Here is a 17881-nt window from a genome sequence, read left to right as displayed (position 1 = left end):
GGGATAAACTTTTGATAAGGGGACTTTCTCAATTCGTCTCCCCGCATTAAGTGTAAGCCACACGGGCCAATGTCGCTCAGCAAACCCAGGTGGCACGACCGGGTTGATCCAGGTGCCGGGCAAGGTAGCCGGCAAACTCGGTGCGGGGAATCGCTCGGGCGCCCAGGCTATGCAGATGATCGGTAGGCATCTGGCAATCGATCAGCACAAAACCTGAGTCTTTCAGATGTCGCACCAGCGTGGCAAAGCCATATTTGGAGGCGTTGTCGGCGCGGCTGAACATCGACTCACCGAAAAACAGCTGTCCCATGGCCAGGCCGTAGAGCCCGCCGACCAGCACGCCATCGTCCCAGACCTCCACCGAATGGGCGTAGCCGCGCCTGTGCAGTTCGACGTAGGCGTCCTGCATCGCTTGGGTTATCCAGGTGCCATCGGCGTACTCGCGCGGCGCGGCGCAGGCGCTGATGACCGCGGCAAAATCCCGATCGAAGGTCACTTGATAGCGTTGTTGGCGCAGCAGTTTATTCAGGCTGCGGGAGACATGCAGTTCGTCGGGAAACAGCACCGTGCGCGGATCCGGTGACCACCAGAGAATCGGTTGGCCTTCCGAGAACCACGGAAAGCAGCCATGGCGATACGCCTGAATCAGACGGTCGGCGGACAGATCGCCGCCCGCGGCCAGCAGTCCGTTGGGGTCGCGCATGGCTTTTTCCAGCGGCGGAAAAGTCAGGGTATTGCGTTGTAACCAAGTCAGCATGGCATCCGGGCTTGCAGAAGGGGAGGGCGGTGGCGGGCCGATAAACCCGCCAGATAGAAGGTTAACCGTCAAACGCCGGGAATGTCATCGAGATACTTCTCGGCATCCAGCGCAGCCATGCAACCGGCTCCGGCAGAGGTCACGGCCTGGCGGTAAACGTGGTCGGCCACGTCGCCGGCGGCGAATACACCCTGGATGGCGGTGGCGGTGGCGTCGCCTTCGCTGCCGCCCTTGACCAGCAGGTAGCCGTTGCGCATCTGCAGCTGGCCCTGGAACAGGTCGGTGTTGGGTTTGTGGCCGATGGCGATGAACACGCCGGCCAGCGACAGTTCAGCGGTTTCGCCGGTATGGCTGTGACGCAGGCGGGCGCCGGTCACGCCGCTGGCGTCACCGAGTATTTCGTCCAGGTTCTGGTTCCAGTGCAGGCGGATATTGCCGTTGGCGGCTTTTTCGAAGAGCTTGTCCTGCAGGATCTTCTCCGAACGCAGTTTGTCGCGACGGTGAATCAGATGAACCTCCTTGGCGATGTTCGACAGGTACAGGGCTTCTTCCACCGCGGTGTTGCCGCCGCCGACCACTGCGACCACCTGGTTGCGATAGAAGAAACCATCGCAGGTGGCGCAGGCCGAAACCCCTTTGCCGGCAAAGGCTTCTTCCGATGGCAGCCCCAGGTATTGGGCCGAAGCGCCGGTGGCGATAATCAGCGCATCGCAGGTGTAGGTGCCGCTGTCGCCGATGAGCTCGAACGGGCGCTGTTGCAACTTGGCGGTATGGATGTGGTCGTAAACGATCTCGGTGTCGAAGCGTTCGGCGTGTTTCTGCATGCGTTCCATCAGCACCGGGCCAGTCAGGCCTTCGACGTCGCCGGGCCAGTTGTCGACTTCGACGGTAGTGGTCAGCTGGCCACCGGCCTGTATGCCGGTAATGACAACGGGTTTGAGGTTGGCGCGAGCGGCATAAACGGCTGCGCTGTAACCGGCAGGGCCGGAACCCAGAATGATCAGGCGGGAATGCTTCGCTTCACTCATAAAAACACCTCATAAGCCTTTGTCACAAAAGAGAATGCATGCTCAAATTGGACTGCGCGTATTGTGCTGTTGGCTATGCTGGAGCCAAGGGTCTCAAGCATGGCATTGGGCGAACAAACCCGTACAATGCCCGCTTGTAACAGTGTTTGTATCAAAAAAGCGCTGCGTGCCGTATTTCGAAAAGCCGGGGCACAGTGTTAAAAGTAGTCCCGGTTGGGACTGTTAACTTTTTTACCTGCCTGGATTGGGCAGTTTTTATAGTCATTCAACAGATGGACGCGCCAAGGGCGCAGGAAAAGAAGCGTTTTGAAGAAATCCACCGCAGCACCTAAAACAGTCGTTCCGCTCTGGCGCCAGCAATTGCACTACCGGCTCAAGGAAGGTGCATTGATCGCCATCGGCGCCTTGTGCCTGTTCCTGATGATGGCCTTGTTGACCTATGGCAAGGACGATCCGGGCTGGAGCCATAACAGCAAGATCGACGATGTACAGAACTTCGGCGGGCCTGCCGGCTCTTACAGCGCCGACATCCTGTTCATGGTCCTGGGTTACTTCGCCTACATTTTCCCGCTATTGCTGGCGATCAAGGCCTATCAGATCTTCCGTCAGCGCCACGAGCCATGGCAGTGGAGCGGCTGGCTGTTTTCCTGGCGCCTGATCGGCCTGGTGTTCCTGGTGCTGTCAGGCGCGGCGCTGGCCCATATCCATTTCCATGCGGCGACCGGTCTGCCGGCCGGAGCGGGCGGCGCTTTGGGTGAAAGCCTCGGCGACCTGGCGAAGAATGCACTGAACATTCAGGGCAGCACGCTGTTGTTCATCGCGCTGTTCCTGTTCGGCCTGACGGTGTTCACCGACCTGTCATGGTTCAAGGTGATGGACGTCACCGGCAAGATCACCCTCGATTTGTTCGAACTGTTTCAGGGCGCGGCCAATCGCTGGTGGGCAGCCCGTACCGAGCGTAAGCAACTGGTCGCCCAACTGCGTGAAGTCGATGATCGCGTGCATGACGTAGTGGCGCCAACCGTGACCGACAAACGTGAGCAAGCCAAGGTCAAGGAGCGCCTGATCGAGCGCGAACAGGCCCTGAGCAAGCACATGTCCGAGCGCGAAAAGCAGGTGCCGCCGGTGATTGCTCCCGCGCCGCCGAAGCCGGCCGCTCCGAGCAAGCGTGTGGAAAAAGAGAAACAGGCGCCGTTGTTCGTCGACAGCGCCGTGGAAGGCACCTTGCCGCCGATTTCGATTCTCGACCCGGCGGAAAAGAAACAACTCAATTATTCGCCTGAATCCCTGGCGGCCGTCGGCCACTTGCTGGAGATCAAGCTCAAGGAATTCGGCGTCGAAGTCTCGGTGGATTCGATTCACCCGGGCCCGGTCATTACCCGTTACGAAATCCAGCCTGCCGCCGGGGTGAAAGTCAGCCGTATCGCCAACCTGGCGAAAGACCTGGCCCGTTCCCTGGCCGTGACCAGCGTGCGCGTGGTGGAAGTGATTCCGGGCAAGACCACGGTCGGTATCGAGATTCCTAATGAAGACCGGCAGATTGTGCGGTTCTCCGAGGTCTTGTCGACCCCCGAGTACGATAACTTCAAGTCTCCGGTCACCTTGGCCCTGGGTCACGACATCGGCGGCAAACCGGTCATCACTGACCTGGCGAAAATGCCCCACTTGCTGGTGGCTGGTACAACCGGTTCCGGTAAGTCGGTGGGTGTGAACGCGATGATCCTGTCGATTCTGTTCAAGTCTGGCCCTGAAGACGCCAAGCTGATCATGATCGACCCGAAAATGCTTGAGCTGTCGATCTACGAAGGCATCCCGCACTTGCTGTGCCCTGTGGTCACCGACATGAAGGACGCCGCCAACGCCTTGCGCTGGAGCGTCGCCGAGATGGAACGGCGCTACAAACTGATGGCGAAGATGGGCGTGCGTAACCTGTCGGGCTTCAATGCCAAGGTCAAGGAAGCCCAGGACGCCGGCGAGCCGTTGAGCGATCCGCTGTACAAGCGCGAAAGCATCCACGACGAGGCACCGCTGCTGCAGAAGCTGCCGACCATCGTCGTGGTGGTCGACGAATTCGCCGACATGATGATGATCGTCGGCAAGAAGGTTGAAGAGCTGATCGCGCGTATCGCGCAGAAGGCGCGTGCGGCGGGTATCCACTTGATCCTCGCGACCCAGCGTCCGTCGGTGGATGTGATCACCGGTCTGATCAAGGCGAACATCCCGACCCGTATGGCGTTCCAGGTATCGAGCAAGATCGATTCGCGGACCATCATCGACCAGGGCGGCGCCGAACAACTGCTGGGCCACGGTGATATGTTGTACATGCCGCCGGGCACCAGCCTGCCGATTCGTGTTCACGGCGCATTCGTGTCCGATGACGAGGTGCACCGGGTGGTTGAAGCCTGGAAGTTGCGCGGCGCGCCGGAATACAACGATGACATCCTCGCCGGTGTCGAAGAGGCTGGTAGCGGCTTTGAAAACGGCGGCGGTGGCGGTGAAGATGATGCCGAAACCGACGCGCTCTACGACGAAGCGGTGCAGTTCGTCCTGGAAAGCCGTCGCGCATCCATCTCCGCGGTTCAGCGCAAGCTGAAAATCGGCTACAACCGCGCGGCGCGCATGATCGAAGCCATGGAAATGGCCGGGGTCGTAACGTCCATGAACACCAACGGTTCGCGTGAAGTCCTGGCCCCTGGCCCGGTGCGCGACTGATCCGGTATTGAAAGGGGCGGCGTCTTGAGACGCCGCCCGCACTCCCACGAATGTTTATGAGGACTCCCATGCGTCTTATCCGCATGCTGTTGCTGCCGGTACTGGCTCTGACCACGCTCTCGGCCCACGCCGACGACAAGGACGTGGCGCGTCTGACTCAACTGCTGGAAAAATCCCAGACCCTGACCGCGCGCTTCTCCCAGCTGACCCTCGACGGCAGCGGCACCCAGTTACAAGAAACTGCGGGTGAAATGTCCTTGCAGCGCCCGGGCCTGTTCTACTGGCACACTAACGCGCCGGCCGAGCAAACCATGGTCTCGGACGGTAAGAACGTGACCCTGTGGGATCCGGATCTGGAACAGGCCACCATCAAAAAACTCGATCAGCGTCTGACCCAGACCCCGGCGTTGCTGCTGTCCGGTGACGTGTCCAAGATCAGCCAGAGCTTCGACATCAGCGCCAAGGAAGCCGGCGGGGTGATCGACTTCACCCTGAAGCCGAAAACCAAGGATACCCTGTTCGACAGCCTGCGCCTGTCGTTCCGCAATGGTCTGGTCAATGATATGCAGATGATCGACAGCGTCGGCCAGCGCACCAATATCCTGTTCACCGGTGTGAAGGCCAACGAGCCGATCCCGGCCTCCAAGTTCAAGTTCGACATCCCCAAGGGTGCCGATGTGATCAAGGAGTAAACCTGTAGAAGCGGGCTTGTGTGGCGAGGGCGCTGCTCTTGTCACAGGGGGGTCGCCAAACTTGAGAATTGACTCGAGGTTTTAAAAGTACGTGATGGACCTGTTTCGCAGTGCCCCGATTGCTCAGCCCTTGGCCGCCCGTTTGCGTGCGGCCAATCTGGACGAGTACGTCGGTCAGGAACACGTGCTCGCTCGGGGCAAGCCTTTGCGCGAAGCCCTGGAGCAGGGTGCCCTGCACTCGATGATTTTCTGGGGGCCACCGGGCGTGGGTAAAACCACCCTGGCGCGGCTGCTGGCGGAAGTCTCGGATGCGCACTTCGAAACGGTTTCGGCGGTGCTGGCCGGGGTCAAAGAGATTCGTCAGGCGGTGGAAGTCGCCAAGCAGCAGGCCGGGCAGTACGGTAAACGCACCATCCTGTTCGTCGACGAAGTGCATCGCTTCAACAAGTCCCAGCAGGATGCGTTCCTGCCATACGTTGAAGACGGCACGCTGATTTTCATCGGCGCGACCACGGAAAACCCCTCGTTCGAACTCAACAACGCGCTGCTGTCCCGGGCGCGTGTCTATGTGCTCAAAAGCCTCGACGAAGCCGCCCTGCGCAAGCTGGTGCATCGCGCGCTGACCGAAGAGCGTGGGCTGGGCAAGCGGCAACTGACCCTCAGCGACGAGGGCTTCCAGATGCTGCTGTCCGCCGCCGATGGCGATGGCCGGCGTCTGCTCAACCTGTTGGAAAATGCCTCGGACCTGGCCGAAGACCACAGCGAAATCGGCGTCGACCTGCTGCAAAGCCTGCTCGGTGATACCCGGCGGCGTTTCGATAAGGGCGGCGAAGCCTTCTACGACCAGATATCCGCGCTGCATAAATCGGTACGCGGTTCCAACCCCGATGGCGCGCTGTACTGGTTCGCACGAATGATCGACGGCGGCTGCGACCCGCTGTACCTGGCCCGACGCGTAGTGCGCATGGCCAGCGAAGACATCGGCAACGCCGACCCCCGCGCCCTGAGCCTGTGCCTGGCGGCGTGGGAAGTGCAGGAGCGCCTCGGCAGCCCCGAAGGCGAATTGGCGGTGGCCCAGGCCATTACCTATCTGGCTTGCGCGCCAAAAAGCAACGCGGTGTACGTGGGCTTCAAGGCCGCGATGCGCAGCGCTACCGAGCACGGTTCGCTGGAAGTGCCGCTGCACCTGCGCAATGCGCCGACCAAGTTGATGAAGCAATTGGGCTATGGCGATGAATATCGTTACGCCCACGATGAACCGGATGCCTACGCCGCTGGCGAAGATTACTTCCCGGACGAGTTGGAGCCACAAAGGTTTTATCAACCCGTGCCCCGCGGCCTGGAGCTGAAGATCGGCGAAAAGCTCAACCATCTCGCGCAGCTTGACCGTCTAAGCCCCCGACAGCGGAGAAAATAGTGATTCCCTTGATTGTTGCGGTTTCCGTCGGCGGTGTCGCCGGTACGCTGTTGCGCTTCGCCACCGGTAACTGGATCAACGCGAATTGGCCGCGGCACTTCTATACCGCGACGCTGGCCGTTAATATCGTGGGCTGTTTGCTGATCGGCGTTCTATACGGCCTGTTTTTGATTCGCCCGGAGGTATCGTTTGCGGTACGCGCCGGGCTGATCGTCGGCTTCCTCGGGGGGCTGACGACTTTTTCATCCTTTTCACTGGATACGGTGCGCCTGCTGGAAACCGGGCAAGTGCCGCTGGCCTTGGGCTATGCGGCCATCAGCGTATTCGGCGGGCTGCTCGCCACCTGGGCTGGCCTGTCCTTGACCAAACTTTGATAACGAGAAACCGACATGCTCGATTCCAAACTGTTACGTAGCAACCTTCAGGACGTAGCGGACCGCCTGGCATCCCGTGGCTTTGCCCTGGATGTTGCGCGTATCGAAGCGCTGGAAGAACAGCGCAAGACCGTCCAGACCCGCACCGAAGCTCTGCAGGCTGAACGTAACGCGCGCTCCAAATCCATCGGCCAGGCCAAGCAGCGCGGCGAAGACATCGCGCCGCTGATGGCGGATGTCGAGCGCATGGCGGGCGAGTTGAGCGCCGGTAAAGTCGAACTGGACGCGATCCAGACCGAGCTGGATTCGATCCTGCTGGGCATCCCGAACCTGCCGCACGAATCGGTGCCGGTTGGCGATGACGAAGAAGGCAACGTTGAAGTGCGCCGTTGGGGCACGCCAAAGGCGTTCGACTTCCCGGTTCAGGACCACGTGGCCCTGGGCGAGAAGTTCGGCTGGCTGGATTTCGAAACCGCCGCCAAACTGTCCGGCGCCCGTTTCGCCCTGCTGCGCGGCCCGATTGCTCGCCTGCACCGTGCACTGGCGCAGTTCATGATCAACCTGCACATCAACGAACACGGTTACGAAGAGGCTTACACGCCTTATCTGGTACAAGCGCCGGCCCTGCAGGGCACCGGTCAGTTGCCGAAATTCGAAGAAGACCTGTTCAAGATTAGCCGCGACGGCGAAGCCGATCTGTACCTGATTCCGACCGCTGAGGTGTCGCTGACCAACATTGTGGCCGGAGAAATCGTCGATTCGAAACTGCTGCCGATCAAGTTCGTGGCACACACGCCGTGCTTCCGCAGCGAGGCTGGCGCGTCGGGTCGCGACACTCGCGGGATGATCCGTCAGCACCAGTTCGACAAGGTCGAGATGGTCCAGATCGTTGAGCCGTCGACCTCGATGCAAGCGCTGGAAAACCTGACCGCCAACGCCGAGAAAGTCCTGCAACTGCTGGAGCTGCCATACCGCACCCTGGCGCTGTGCACCGGCGACATGGGCTTCAGCGCGGTCAAGACCTACGACCTGGAAGTGTGGATTCCGAGCCAGGACAAGTATCGCGAGATTTCGTCGTGCTCCAACTGTGGCGACTTCCAGGCCCGCCGTATGCAAGCGCGTTTCCGCAACCCGGAAACCGGCAAGCCTGAGCTGGTGCACACCCTGAACGGTTCCGGCCTGGCGGTCGGTCGTACCCTGGTGGCGGTACTCGAGAACTATCAGCAGGCCGACGGTTCGATCCGTGTGCCTGAAGTGCTCAAGCCGTACATGGGTGGCCTTGAGGTCATCGGCTAAATGGACTATCTGCCGCTGTTCCATAACCTTCGCGGCAGTCGTGTGTTGGTTGTCGGCGGGGGGGAGATTGCCTTGCGCAAATCCCGCCTGCTGGCCGAAGCCGGTGCGCTGCTGCGGGTGGTCGCGCCTGAAATCGAACCGCAGTTGCGTGAGCTGGTAGTCGGCAGCGGTGGCGAGTGCCTGGTGCGTGGCTACGTCGAGGCGGATCTGGACGGTTGCGGGCTGATCATCGCCGCCACCGACGATGAACCGCTGAACGCGCAAGTCTCCGCCGATGCCCATCGGCGTTGCGTGCCGGTCAACGTGGTGGACGCGCCGGCCCTGTGCAGCGTGATCTTCCCGGCGATCGTCGACCGTTCGCCGCTGATCATTGCCGTGTCCAGTGGCGGCGATGCGCCGGTGCTGGCGCGGTTGATTCGCGCCAAGCTGGAAACCTGGATTCCTTCCACTTACGGTCAACTGGCCGGTCTGGCGGCGCGTTTCCGCAACCAGGTCAAAGGCCTGTTTCCGGATGTGCAGCAGCGTCGGGCGTTCTGGGAGGATGTGTTCCAGGGACCGATTGCCGACCGGCAACTGGCCGGGCAGGGCGCCGAGGCCGAGCGCTTGATGCTGGCCAAAATCAATGGCGAAGCCCCTGTAGCCACTGGCGAGGTTTATCTGGTGGGCGCCGGGCCGGGTGATCCCGACCTGTTGACCTTCCGCGCCTTGCGCCTGATGCAGCAAGCCGACGTGGTGCTGTATGACCGTCTGGTGGCGCCGGCGATTCTGGATTTGTGCCGTCGCGATGCCGAGCGGGTCTACGTCGGCAAGCGCCGCGCCGATCACGCAGTGCCTCAGGAACAGATCAACCAGCATCTGGTGGATCTGGCCAAGTCCGGCAAGCGCGTGGTGCGCTTGAAGGGTGGCGATCCGTTCATTTTCGGGCGTGGCGGCGAAGAGATCGAAGAACTGGCGGCCCATGGCATCCCGTTCCAGGTCGTGCCGGGCATTACCGCTGCCAGCGGTTGCGCGGCGTATGCCGGGATTCCGCTGACTCACCGCGATTACGCGCAGTCAGTGCGGTTTGTCACCGGGCACCTCAAGGACGGTTCCACCGATTTGCCGTGGGCCGACCTGGTCGCGCCGGCGCAAACCCTGGTGTTTTACATGGGGCTGGTGGGCTTGCCGATCATCTGCGAGCAGTTGATCAAGCACGGTCGCGCGGCTGATACCCCGGCGGCGTTGATCCAGCAGGGCACCACGGTCAATCAGCGGGTATTTACCGGCACCCTGGCCGACCTGCCACGGCTGGTGGCGGAGCATGAAGTGCATGCGCCGACACTGGTGATCGTTGGGGAAGTGGTGCAACTGCGCGAGAAACTGGCGTGGTTCGAAGGGGCTCAGGCGCAGGTCTGACCTGTGGCGAGGGGGCTTGCCCCCGTTGTGATCGTTCCCACGTAGAGCGTGGGAACGATCAACCTCAGGCCTTGCGCCAAACCCCTTTCCCGCTCAACCGCCCCCGATCATGTGCCCCGGTGAAATCCTGCTCCGGCCCTTTCGGCACAATCCCGGTCGGATTGATGGTCTTGTGGCTGCCATAGTAGTGGTTCTTGATGTGGGTGAAATCCACCGTCTCGGCAATCCCGGGCCACTGATAAATCTCCCGTAGCCAGTTCGACAGGTTCGGATAATCGGCAATCCGCCGCAGATTGCATTTGAAGTGGCCGTGATACACCGCATCAAAACGAATCAGCGTGGTGAACAGGCGAATATCCGCTTCGGTCAGGTATTCACCCGTCAGGTAACGGTTCGCGCCCAGCAGTTGCTCCAGCCGATCCAGCTCGGCAAACAACTCATCGAACGCCTCTTCATAAGCCTGCTGCGAGGTGGCAAACCCGGCGCGATAGACGCCGTTGTTCACTGCTGGATAAATCCGCTCGTTCAGGGCGTCGATTTCGCTGCGCAGCGGTGCCGGGTAGAAATCCAGGTCATTGCCGGTCAAGTCATCGAACGCACTGTTGAACATGCGGATGATCTCCGCCGATTCATTGCTGACGATGCGGTTGGTCTGTTTATCCCACAACACCGGCACGGTGACGCGGCCGGTGTAGTCGGCGGTATCGGCGGTGTAGCGCTGGTGCATGAAATTGAAATGATCGAGCTTGTCGCCGGTCGATCCGAGGTTTTTATCGAAGGTCCAGCCGTTTTCCAGCATCAACCAGCTGACCACCGACACGTCGATCAGGCTTTCAAGGCCTTTGAGTTTGCGCAGGATCAGCGTGCGGTGGGCCCACGGGCAGGCGAGGGACACATAGAGGTGATAGCGACCGGCCTCGGCGGCAAAACCACCGACGCCGCTCGGGCCTGGCTTGCCATCGGCAGTCAGCCAGTTGCGACGCTGCGCCTGTTCACGCTGGAACGCGCCATCCTTGCTGCTTTGGTACCACTGATCCTGCCAGCGACCTTCGACTAACAAACCCATGTGCCTGACTCCTCAACCTATAAGCGTTGGAGAGGAGTCTATGCGCATAGGTTCGAACAAAAAGCGCAAAGGTTGGGCTGTTATGATCGATTAAATCGATCGGTCCCGGGCGTCCCAATATTGCTGGGCGGTTTCGAAGGCTTGTTCGCGGGGCTGGCCGAGGCCGCGCAAGGCCAGGGCCATGGTCGAGATCAGCGCCATTTGCGGGTAGCTGTCGACCACGTCGCCACGCCACACGGCTTTCAAGTGCTCAGGGTCCAGGCTCGCCGGTTTGACGTGGCGCTGGCTCGACAGCTGCGGCCATTCTTCATCCCAGCTTTCGCCGCCGGTGGTGCCATACAGGTGACTGTCGGCGTCCGGGTTGATCTCAATCTCGCCGCCATCGCCCTTGACGACGATTGCCGTGTCCCCGAGCAGACCGCTGGCATCGCGATGCACCGCCTGGTAGCCGGGGTGGAAAATGCTTTGCAGGCCACAACGGGCGCCCAGCGGGTTGAGAATCCGCGCCAGGGAATGGATCGGCGAGCGCAGGCCCAGAGTGTTGCGCAGGTCGATCATTCGCTGAAGCTGGGGGGCCCAGTCCACCAATGGCATGAACGCCAGACCGCCCTGATCGAGGGCCGCACCGACCTGCTGCCAGTTGCGGCACAACGGTATGTTCAGCGTCTCGAGCAGTTGCTCGCTGTACAGCCGCCCCGCCGTGTGCGCGCCACCGCCGTGCATGAAGATGCGCACGCCGTTCTGCGCCAGGCACTTGGCCGCCAGCAGATACCACGGCAAATGCCGCTTCTTGCCTGCGTACGTCGGCCAGTCCAGATCGACCGCCAGTGCCGGTGGGTTCAGGCGTTCACGCAAGGCTTCGGTGAACCCGGCCATTTCCTCGGCGCTCTCTTCCTTGTGCCGCAACAGCATCAGGAATGCGCCGAGCTGGGTGTCCTCGACCTTGTCGTCGAGCACCATGCCCATGGCTTGGCGGGCTTCTTCGCGGGTCAGATCGCGGGCGCCGCGTTTGCCTTTGCCAAGGATCCGCACGAATTGGGCGAACGGGTGCTCGGCGGGCGTTTCGAGGGTCAGCGCTGGATAGTCGGTCATAAGCAATTCGTCGGTTTGGGCAGACCCGCCAGTTTCGCGGCGAGTTTGGCAGGGGTGCCTTTGAACAGTCGGTTCAGGTGCAGGCTGTTGCCCTTGTCGGGGCCGAGCTTCAATGCGGTGTACTTGATCAGCGGGCGGGTGGCCGGGGACAACTGGAATTCGTTGTAGAAACTGCGCAGCAGTTCGAGGATTTCCCAATGTTCCGGGCTCAACTCGATGTCTTCGGCGGCGGCGAGGGCGGTGGCCACCTCGGTAGACCAGTCGCTCAGTTCCACCAGGAAGCCGTCCTTGTCCAGTTCAATGGCGCGGGCGCCAACGGTCAGGGATTTCATAGCCAACTGTTGACCTTGTCATAGTGAATCGACAGTTCGACGAAGGCCGGGTAGTCAATGGCACTGGCCCAGTCCGGAACTTGCAGAGCCCGGGCCTGCGCGTCTTCGGCCAGTACGAACAGTTTCAGGTTGCGTGCATGCAAAGAGCTGAATGGCGCGGTGCCTGGCTGCAAGGCATAGGCCGCATCGCCACTCAGCAGCAGCGCATCGTTGGGGCCGATCACGCGCAGGCAACTGCCCAGGCGCTCGTCGCCGAAAGGGGAATGAGACAACACATGCAAAGTCGACATCAGAGGGTGATCACCTGGTCGTAACGGTCAATAAGGGCGCTGATGTCCTGGGCGCTCAGTACCCGGGCTTCTTCAAGCGACAGACCTTTGGGGTCCAGGCCTCGGGCCGCTACGCTGTCAGCGCACACGAACAGGTCTTCGACGCCAAACATCGGCAAGGCTTGCAGGTTGGCGCTCAGGTCTTTCTGCTGCAACGCCTTGGCGTCCTGTTTCGCAGCGAGCTGGAACACGCCGTCATCAAGAAACAGTAGCCCGATCGGCAGATCGAAGGCGCCGCCGGCCAATACAATGTCCAGCGCTTCCCGCGCATTCGGCCCGGACCACGGCGCCTGACGGCTGATAATCAGCAAGGATTTAGCCATCTCACGCGCCTCCGAAACAGATCAGGCGGTCAGCGTCCTGCACCGCGTCATGCAACTGGCCAAGGCCGGACAATTCCCACGGCGCGCCCACGGCGACCGCTTCACGCTGATAGCGCTGGGCTTCTTCCTCGTTCAGCACGCCACGACGCAGGGCGGCGGCGATGCAGACCACGCCATCGAGTTGATGCTCGCTGACAAAGGTGCGCCATTGCTTGGGCAAGTCCTGCTCATCCTGAGGCGTGATCACACTGCCGGACGCGTTGTAGACGCCATCCTGATAGAAAAACAGCCGGACAATCTCATGCCCGCCGGCCAGCGCGGCCTGGGCGAACAGCAAGGCACGGCGCGAGGAGGGCGCATGGGCGGCGGAAAACAGCGCAATGGCGAATTTCATGACGGACTCGATCAGCAAAACTGCGGCCATGATAAAGCTTTATCGGCAGGGCGGCGAAGGGCGTTTACTCGCAGACCGAGTCGCTGCCATCGCGAGGATTATTTGGTCAGCCCGTACAACTCGCAATACTCAAGCCAGTTCATGCCGGCCATCTCTGCAACTTCCTTGTGCACTTCCATGCGTTGGGCCTGATATTCCTCGGGCGTGGCGGTGGTCAGTTGCAGTGTCAGCTCCCAGGCAAACAAACCCAGGCGCTCGGCCTCGGCTTCGAACGCTTCATGCAAGCGTTCGTCGCGGTACTGCGCCATCGTCTCGCCTTTGGCCTGGGCGAGCAGGGGATTGAGATTGTCGAGCTCAAGACGCAGCTCAGGGCGTTCATCGAGAAATTTCCTCAGCGCCTGTTCGTGTTGCTGTTCGGTTGCCGCCATGGTCACTCCTTGAGGGGATTACGAAGACTGCTTTTTGCTCGCCTTGGCAGCCGCAGCCAGACACTCAAGGGCAAACTGCTCGGTGTAGGTCATCTGGATCGGCGTGGTTTCGCCTTTGACGGTTCTTTCGCCGTCGAGAATGTAACGAATCCGCTTGTCGGTGACGCCAATTCGCTTGGCGATCCAGGCCGGCGTCTGGCCGATCTGGCTGATCAGTTTGTCGGCGTAGTCGGTGGAGGGTTTGTAGAACTCGGCATTGGGTGTCATGGCTTTCCTGAAAAATGGGCGATGCGAGGCTATCGGCGCGACAGGGTGCGCGAATCGTTGCGCGGTGTCGCGGTATAAATGAAGTAAAGCAGAACGATACGCCGCGCCGCGGTGGTACAGTCCGCTTTTTCCTGATGAGCGAACGCAATGCGAATTCTGATGGTGGCGCTGGCCGCAACCTTGCTGGCGGGCTGCGCCGGATCGGCGATGAACGACGCCCGCAGCAAAACCCCGTACAAAACCCTGACCTCGGACAAACCGGAAAAAGTCGTCGCCCAGTGCGTGCAGTTTGCCTGGCAGGACGAGGCGGTGTTCGGCGTCGATGCCGGTGCGTATTTGCAGCCGGGCAAGAAGGGCGGCTCGACGGTCTACACCCGTTCGGCCGAGTCCTTCGTGGACGTGACCAGCGATGCTTCAGGCACGGCCTTGAGCTACTACGCCCAGCATGATGATTTTGTTGCCAAGCGTCGTTTGGCGGCGTTGGCGACCTGCCTGTAAGAGGTTTATGAGGCAGTCCCCCTGTGGGAGCGAGCAGGCTCGCTCCCACAACGTTTGCGTTTTAATCAATCAAACGCTTCTGGAAAAAGAAACGCTTATGGCCTGGTGGATAATCGGCAATCTGCCCCAGTTCGCTGTAGCCGTGTTTTTTGTAGAACTCCGGCGCCTGGAAGTCGAAGGTGTCCAGCCAGATCCCGATGCACTCTTTCTCCCGCGCCAGGTCTTCGGCCATCTGCATCAGCTTCGAACCCAGCCCTTGTCCCCGTGCCTGGTCCGGTACCGACAACAATTCAATGAAAAACCACCGATAAAACACTCGGCCATAAAGCCCGCCGAGAATCTCATCGTTGTCATCGCGCACCAGCAAGGCAATCTGCTCTGACACCGTGGGCCCGGCCTTTGAGGCGTTGTAGGCGCGCAGCGGTGTGAGGATTGCTTCGCGCTCTTCCTGAGTGGCGTTTGTCGACAGTTCAATTCGCAGGGTCATGGGCTACATCCATATGGCAAAGAGGGAGCCTATCGCGATCGCAGTTTGTTTGGAACTCCCGGGTGCGCCGGGAGGTCTAGCCTCAATAATGTCATTCGCAATGCACCCATGAGGACCGCCCGTGGATATCTTTGAAGCCTTGCGCGAAAGCCATGATCGCCAGCGTAGCTATGCCGTCGCCCTGATCAAGACCCACGGCGACACCCCAGAACGGCTAGAGGCTTACAAACAGCTCAAAGCCGAACTGCACGCCCACGCAACGGCCGAAGAACGCCATTTCTACATCCCGTTGATGGCATTCGACAATGGCATGGACCTGAGTCGCCACGCCATTTCCGAACACCATGAAATGGACGAAATGATGGAGGAACTGGACGAGACTGAGATGTCCAGCGCCGCTTGGCTGATCACTGCCAAAAAGCTCTCGGAAAAGGTCCATCACCACCTGAAAGAGGAAGAGCAGAAGTTCTTTCAAATGGCCGGCAAACTGCTCGACAACAAGCAAAAGGAATCACTCGCCGGGCAATACCAGAAAGAATATAAAGCGCAGTTGCCCTGACCTGAAGCACGCAATCATTTGTTGCTTTGGCGTGTAGGCCAATTGGATTTCAAGTAACACCGACCCTCTGAATCCGTGCTGAAGGATTGGACAGAGCGTTAGAAAAAAAGAAGCCCGGCAACCATGCCGGGCTTTTCTGTTTTCGCCTAACATGGACGTCTTCTGACGAAAATAGGGATGGATTGTCATGTCGAACACAGCCGAGCGGGTCAACATCATCGAGTCCCAGGTGTTGTCCCACAACTGGTATCTGCTGAAGAAAATCACGTTCGATTACCTGCGCAACAACGGCGACTGGCAGCGCCAGAGCCGCGAGGTCTACGACCGTGGCAACGGCGCGGCGATTTTGCTGTTCAACCGCGAGAAGAAAACCGTCGTGCTGACTCGCCAGTTCCGGTTGCCGGTGTTCGTCAACGGCCATGATGGTTTGTTGATTGAAGTGGCGGCGGGGCTGCTGGAAGGCGCTGCGCCTGAAGAGCGCATTCGCGCTGAAGCTGAGGAAGAAACCGGCTATCGCGTCCACCATGTGCAGAAGGTGTTCGAGTCCTACATGAGCCCCGGTTCGGTCACGGAGAAACTGCATTTCTTTATTGCCGAGTACGACGCCTCTTCGAAAGTCAGCGAGGGCGGTGGGCTGGAAGACGAAACCGAAGAACTGGAAGTGCTGGAGTGGAAATTCGACGACGCCCTTGAGGCGTTTTATCGCGGGGAGATCTGCGATGCCAAGACCATCATGCTGCTGCAGTATGCGGCGATGAAGGACATTTTCGGACCGGTCTGAGTCGGCGGGGTGTGCCTGGATCGAGAGAGCGTTCAGGCACAATGGTCGAGCGTTTCGGCACAGTAATCAGCCTTTGCTCTCTCTAGACTCGTGCTTCACGCCAAGACACCGATGAGGTCACGATGAACATCCGAATTATCCTATCCGCTTTGTCCATGGGGGTCGTCCTCACTGGGCACGCAGCCGACTTCTCGCTGACAAGCCAGGATATTGCTGAAAATCGCCCGCTGACCAGTCGCGAGGTATTCCAGGGTTTCGGTTGTGAAGGGGGTAATACGTCTCCGCAACTGTCCTGGTCCAACGCCCCGGCGGAGACTAAAAGTTACGCGATCACGGTCTATGACCCTGATGCGCCGACCGGCAGCGGCTGGTGGCATTGGACAGTGGTCAACTTACCGGCTTCAACCAAAAGTCTGCCAAGAGGGGTCGGTTCGAACCTGCCTGCCGGTGCCGTAGAAGGGCGAACCGATTATGGCCAACCGGGATTTGGCGGAGCGTGCCCTCCTGTGGGGGATAAGCCCCATCGCTATCAATTCACTGTATGGGCGTTGAAAGTCGACAAGTTGCCACTCGACAACCAAGCCAGCGGAGCCTTGGTGGGCTATATGCTCAATGCCAACGCCTTGGCCAAAGCGACCATCACTTCGACTTACGGACGTTAAGAACGATGCGCCCTTGTGACGGTATCCAGCACCGGGAAAACATTATCGATGCGTGTGTCATCCGGGCGCGGCAGCCTCATACCTTGCAACGGGTGCCGATATTCGCGACTGCCTTGTGTCGAGTGCGACAGGGGGAAAAACTGTTGCAATGGGATGACCGGGAGATGCGCGCTGGGCCGCAACATCTGATTCTGTTGCCGGCCGGGCGTGAGCTTGGTATCTCGAACTTCCCCGGTCTTCACGGTCACTACATCGCCGATGTCGTGACCTTTCCCGGTTCGACACTGCGCAACTTCAGCAGCCGATATGGCCGGCAGATCATGAATGGTCACCGTGCCCCGAAGACAGATCTGTGTGTTCCTCTGGACAGGCACACGACGCAGGCATGGGATCAGTTATTGGCCGCCATCAATGCCAACGCGCCGGATGCATTGCGCACCCACTATGGGGAAGCGGTTTTGCTCAGCCTGGGCCTCAATGGCCAGGCCGGACCGCTGCTGATGGATCGCAATGATCCACTGTGCGAGCGTGTGCAGCAGTTGCTGATGGGCAGCCCTGAGAGCGACTGGACGGTTGCGAGCGTCGCTCAACACCTGAATCTCGGTGAATCGACGTTGCGTCGCCAACTGGCCAATGAGGGGAGCAGCTTCAGGAATATTCTGGAAAGCGTTCGACTGGCGACCGCGTTGCAATGGTTGCAAACCACTTCCCGGCCCATCGGTGAAATTGCCGGTGCCAGCGGCTACGCCTCGGCCTCACGTTTTGCCGTGCGCTTTCGCTCACATTACGGCCTGTCGCCACGGGAATTGCGGGCGGCGATTTAGGTATTCCTGTGGCCTGTAGGAGCGAGGCTTGCCCGCGAAGAATGCGCCGCGGTTTTTCAGGTATTACACGTCATCGTTCTTCGCGGGCAAGCCTCGCTCCTACAGGATTTTTGTCGCGGCCAAAAAACGGCCTCGATCAGGCCGTTTTTTTGCGGGCGTTGAACAATG

At 60.1% G+C, this 17881-nt stretch carries 22 protein-coding genes; 11 read left to right on the top strand and 11 right to left on the bottom strand.

What is annotated here, in order from left to right; genetic code table 11:
* Positions 1–76: 76 nt before the first annotated feature.
* A complete protein-coding gene (gene aat, locus AC1DQM_RS12570; RefSeq protein ID WP_018925526.1) occupies positions 77–757 on the bottom strand; it encodes a leucyl/phenylalanyl-tRNA--protein transferase in 681 nt (226 codons plus the stop codon).
* A 68-nt stretch (positions 758–825) separates the two neighbouring features.
* On the bottom strand, positions 826–1785 hold the full coding sequence (trxB, locus tag AC1DQM_RS12565; protein ID WP_018925527.1) for a thioredoxin-disulfide reductase: 960 nt from the start codon (positions 1783–1785) through the stop codon (positions 826–828).
* A 306-nt stretch (positions 1786–2091) separates the two neighbouring features.
* Here trxB and AC1DQM_RS12560 point away from each other — a divergent pair, with 306 nt between their 5' ends.
* From AC1DQM_RS12560 to cysG, 6 genes are all read left to right on the top strand, one after another.
* Positions 2092–4497 carry a DNA translocase FtsK gene (locus AC1DQM_RS12560; RefSeq protein ID WP_019580089.1) on the top strand — a complete coding sequence of 802 codons (2406 nt, stop codon included), beginning with the start codon at positions 2092–2094 and terminating at the stop codon, positions 4495–4497.
* Between the two features lie 68 nt (positions 4498–4565).
* A complete protein-coding gene (gene lolA, locus AC1DQM_RS12555; protein WP_477746270.1) occupies positions 4566–5189 on the top strand; it encodes an outer membrane lipoprotein periplasmic chaperone LolA in 624 nt (207 codons plus the stop codon).
* A gap of 94 nt (positions 5190–5283) precedes the next feature.
* Complete coding sequence (locus AC1DQM_RS12550) at positions 5284–6606, top strand: replication-associated recombination protein A (protein WP_477746269.1); 1323 nt, start codon at positions 5284–5286, stop codon at positions 6604–6606.
* The gene (gene crcB / locus AC1DQM_RS12545; protein WP_007941127.1) at positions 6606–6980 is read left to right on the top strand and encodes a fluoride efflux transporter CrcB; all 375 of its coding nucleotides are present in this window, start codon (positions 6606–6608) and stop codon (positions 6978–6980) included. Before AC1DQM_RS12550 ends, crcB begins: the two co-directional genes overlap by 1 nt.
* A gap of 15 nt (positions 6981–6995) precedes the next feature.
* Positions 6996–8276, top strand: coding sequence for a serine--tRNA ligase (serS, locus tag AC1DQM_RS12540; protein WP_018925530.1), 1281 nt, complete (start codon positions 6996–6998; stop codon positions 8274–8276).
* A complete protein-coding gene (cysG, locus tag AC1DQM_RS12535; RefSeq protein WP_477746268.1) occupies positions 8277–9671 on the top strand; it encodes a siroheme synthase CysG in 1395 nt (464 codons plus the stop codon). It begins immediately after the preceding gene.
* Positions 9672–9735: 64 nt separating this feature from the next.
* Here the strand turns inward: cysG and AC1DQM_RS12530 are convergent, their stop codons facing one another.
* The 8 genes from AC1DQM_RS12530 to AC1DQM_RS12495 all read right to left on the bottom strand — a co-directional run bounded on the left by AC1DQM_RS12530 (position 9736) and on the right by AC1DQM_RS12495 (position 13902).
* Positions 9736–10737, bottom strand: coding sequence for a glutathione S-transferase family protein (locus AC1DQM_RS12530; protein ID WP_477746267.1), 1002 nt, complete (start codon positions 10735–10737; stop codon positions 9736–9738).
* 90 nt (positions 10738–10827) lie between these two features.
* Positions 10828–11829, bottom strand: a complete 1002-nt coding sequence (locus tag AC1DQM_RS12525; protein WP_111454055.1) for a glycosyl transferase family protein — start codon at positions 11827–11829, stop codon at positions 10828–10830.
* Positions 11826–12161: a TusE/DsrC/DsvC family sulfur relay protein gene (locus AC1DQM_RS12520; RefSeq protein WP_477746266.1), complete on the bottom strand. Its 336-nt coding sequence runs from the start codon at positions 12159–12161 to the stop codon at positions 11826–11828. Before AC1DQM_RS12520 ends, AC1DQM_RS12525 begins: the two co-directional genes overlap by 4 nt.
* Positions 12158–12451, bottom strand: a complete 294-nt coding sequence (gene tusB, locus AC1DQM_RS12515) for a sulfurtransferase complex subunit TusB (protein WP_018925535.1) — start codon at positions 12449–12451, stop codon at positions 12158–12160. The genes AC1DQM_RS12520 and tusB overlap by 4 nt, the downstream gene beginning before the upstream one ends.
* On the bottom strand, positions 12451–12813 hold the full coding sequence (tusC, locus tag AC1DQM_RS12510; RefSeq protein WP_477746265.1) for a sulfurtransferase complex subunit TusC: 363 nt from the start codon (positions 12811–12813) through the stop codon (positions 12451–12453). Before tusC ends, tusB begins: the two co-directional genes overlap by 1 nt.
* Before the next feature lies 1 nt (position 12814).
* Complete coding sequence (gene tusD / locus AC1DQM_RS12505) at positions 12815–13207, bottom strand: sulfurtransferase complex subunit TusD (protein ID WP_477746264.1); 393 nt, start codon at positions 13205–13207, stop codon at positions 12815–12817.
* Positions 13208–13305: 98 nt separating this feature from the next.
* On the bottom strand, positions 13306–13635 hold the full coding sequence (locus tag AC1DQM_RS12500; protein ID WP_019648485.1) for a DUF6388 family protein: 330 nt from the start codon (positions 13633–13635) through the stop codon (positions 13306–13308).
* A gap of 18 nt (positions 13636–13653) precedes the next feature.
* The gene (locus AC1DQM_RS12495) at positions 13654–13902 is read right to left on the bottom strand and encodes a hypothetical protein (protein ID WP_007941139.1); all 249 of its coding nucleotides are present in this window, start codon (positions 13900–13902) and stop codon (positions 13654–13656) included.
* Between the two features lie 147 nt (positions 13903–14049).
* Between AC1DQM_RS12495 and AC1DQM_RS12490 the strand changes: the two genes are divergently transcribed.
* A complete protein-coding gene (locus AC1DQM_RS12490) occupies positions 14050–14400 on the top strand; it encodes a hypothetical protein (RefSeq protein ID WP_086944979.1) in 351 nt (116 codons plus the stop codon).
* 61 nt (positions 14401–14461) lie between these two features.
* On the opposite strand, the gene AC1DQM_RS12485 is transcribed toward AC1DQM_RS12490, so the two are convergent.
* The gene (locus tag AC1DQM_RS12485; protein WP_477746263.1) at positions 14462–14887 is read right to left on the bottom strand and encodes a GNAT family N-acetyltransferase; all 426 of its coding nucleotides are present in this window, start codon (positions 14885–14887) and stop codon (positions 14462–14464) included.
* Between the two features lie 121 nt (positions 14888–15008).
* On the opposite strand from AC1DQM_RS12485, the gene AC1DQM_RS12480 reads away from it, so the two are divergent.
* The 4 genes from AC1DQM_RS12480 (at position 15009) to AC1DQM_RS12465 (ending at position 17713) form a co-directional block, all read left to right on the top strand.
* Positions 15009–15446 (top strand): hemerythrin domain-containing protein, encoded by a 438-nt coding sequence (locus AC1DQM_RS12480; RefSeq protein WP_018925540.1) that lies wholly within the window; start codon positions 15009–15011, stop codon positions 15444–15446.
* A 187-nt stretch (positions 15447–15633) separates the two neighbouring features.
* Complete coding sequence (locus AC1DQM_RS12475) at positions 15634–16227, top strand: NUDIX domain-containing protein (protein WP_018925541.1); 594 nt, start codon at positions 15634–15636, stop codon at positions 16225–16227.
* A gap of 122 nt (positions 16228–16349) precedes the next feature.
* The gene (locus AC1DQM_RS12470) at positions 16350–16889 is read left to right on the top strand and encodes a kinase inhibitor (RefSeq protein ID WP_477746262.1); all 540 of its coding nucleotides are present in this window, start codon (positions 16350–16352) and stop codon (positions 16887–16889) included.
* Between the two features lie 5 nt (positions 16890–16894).
* The gene (locus AC1DQM_RS12465; protein ID WP_086944977.1) at positions 16895–17713 is read left to right on the top strand and encodes a helix-turn-helix transcriptional regulator; all 819 of its coding nucleotides are present in this window, start codon (positions 16895–16897) and stop codon (positions 17711–17713) included.
* The last annotated feature ends 168 nt before the right edge of the window (positions 17714–17881 follow it).

Source organism: Pseudomonas sp. 01L34 (assembly GCF_056400265.1).
The sequence above is the reverse complement of the archived record's forward strand: the minus strand, read 5'-3'. Positions and strand labels throughout refer to the sequence as shown.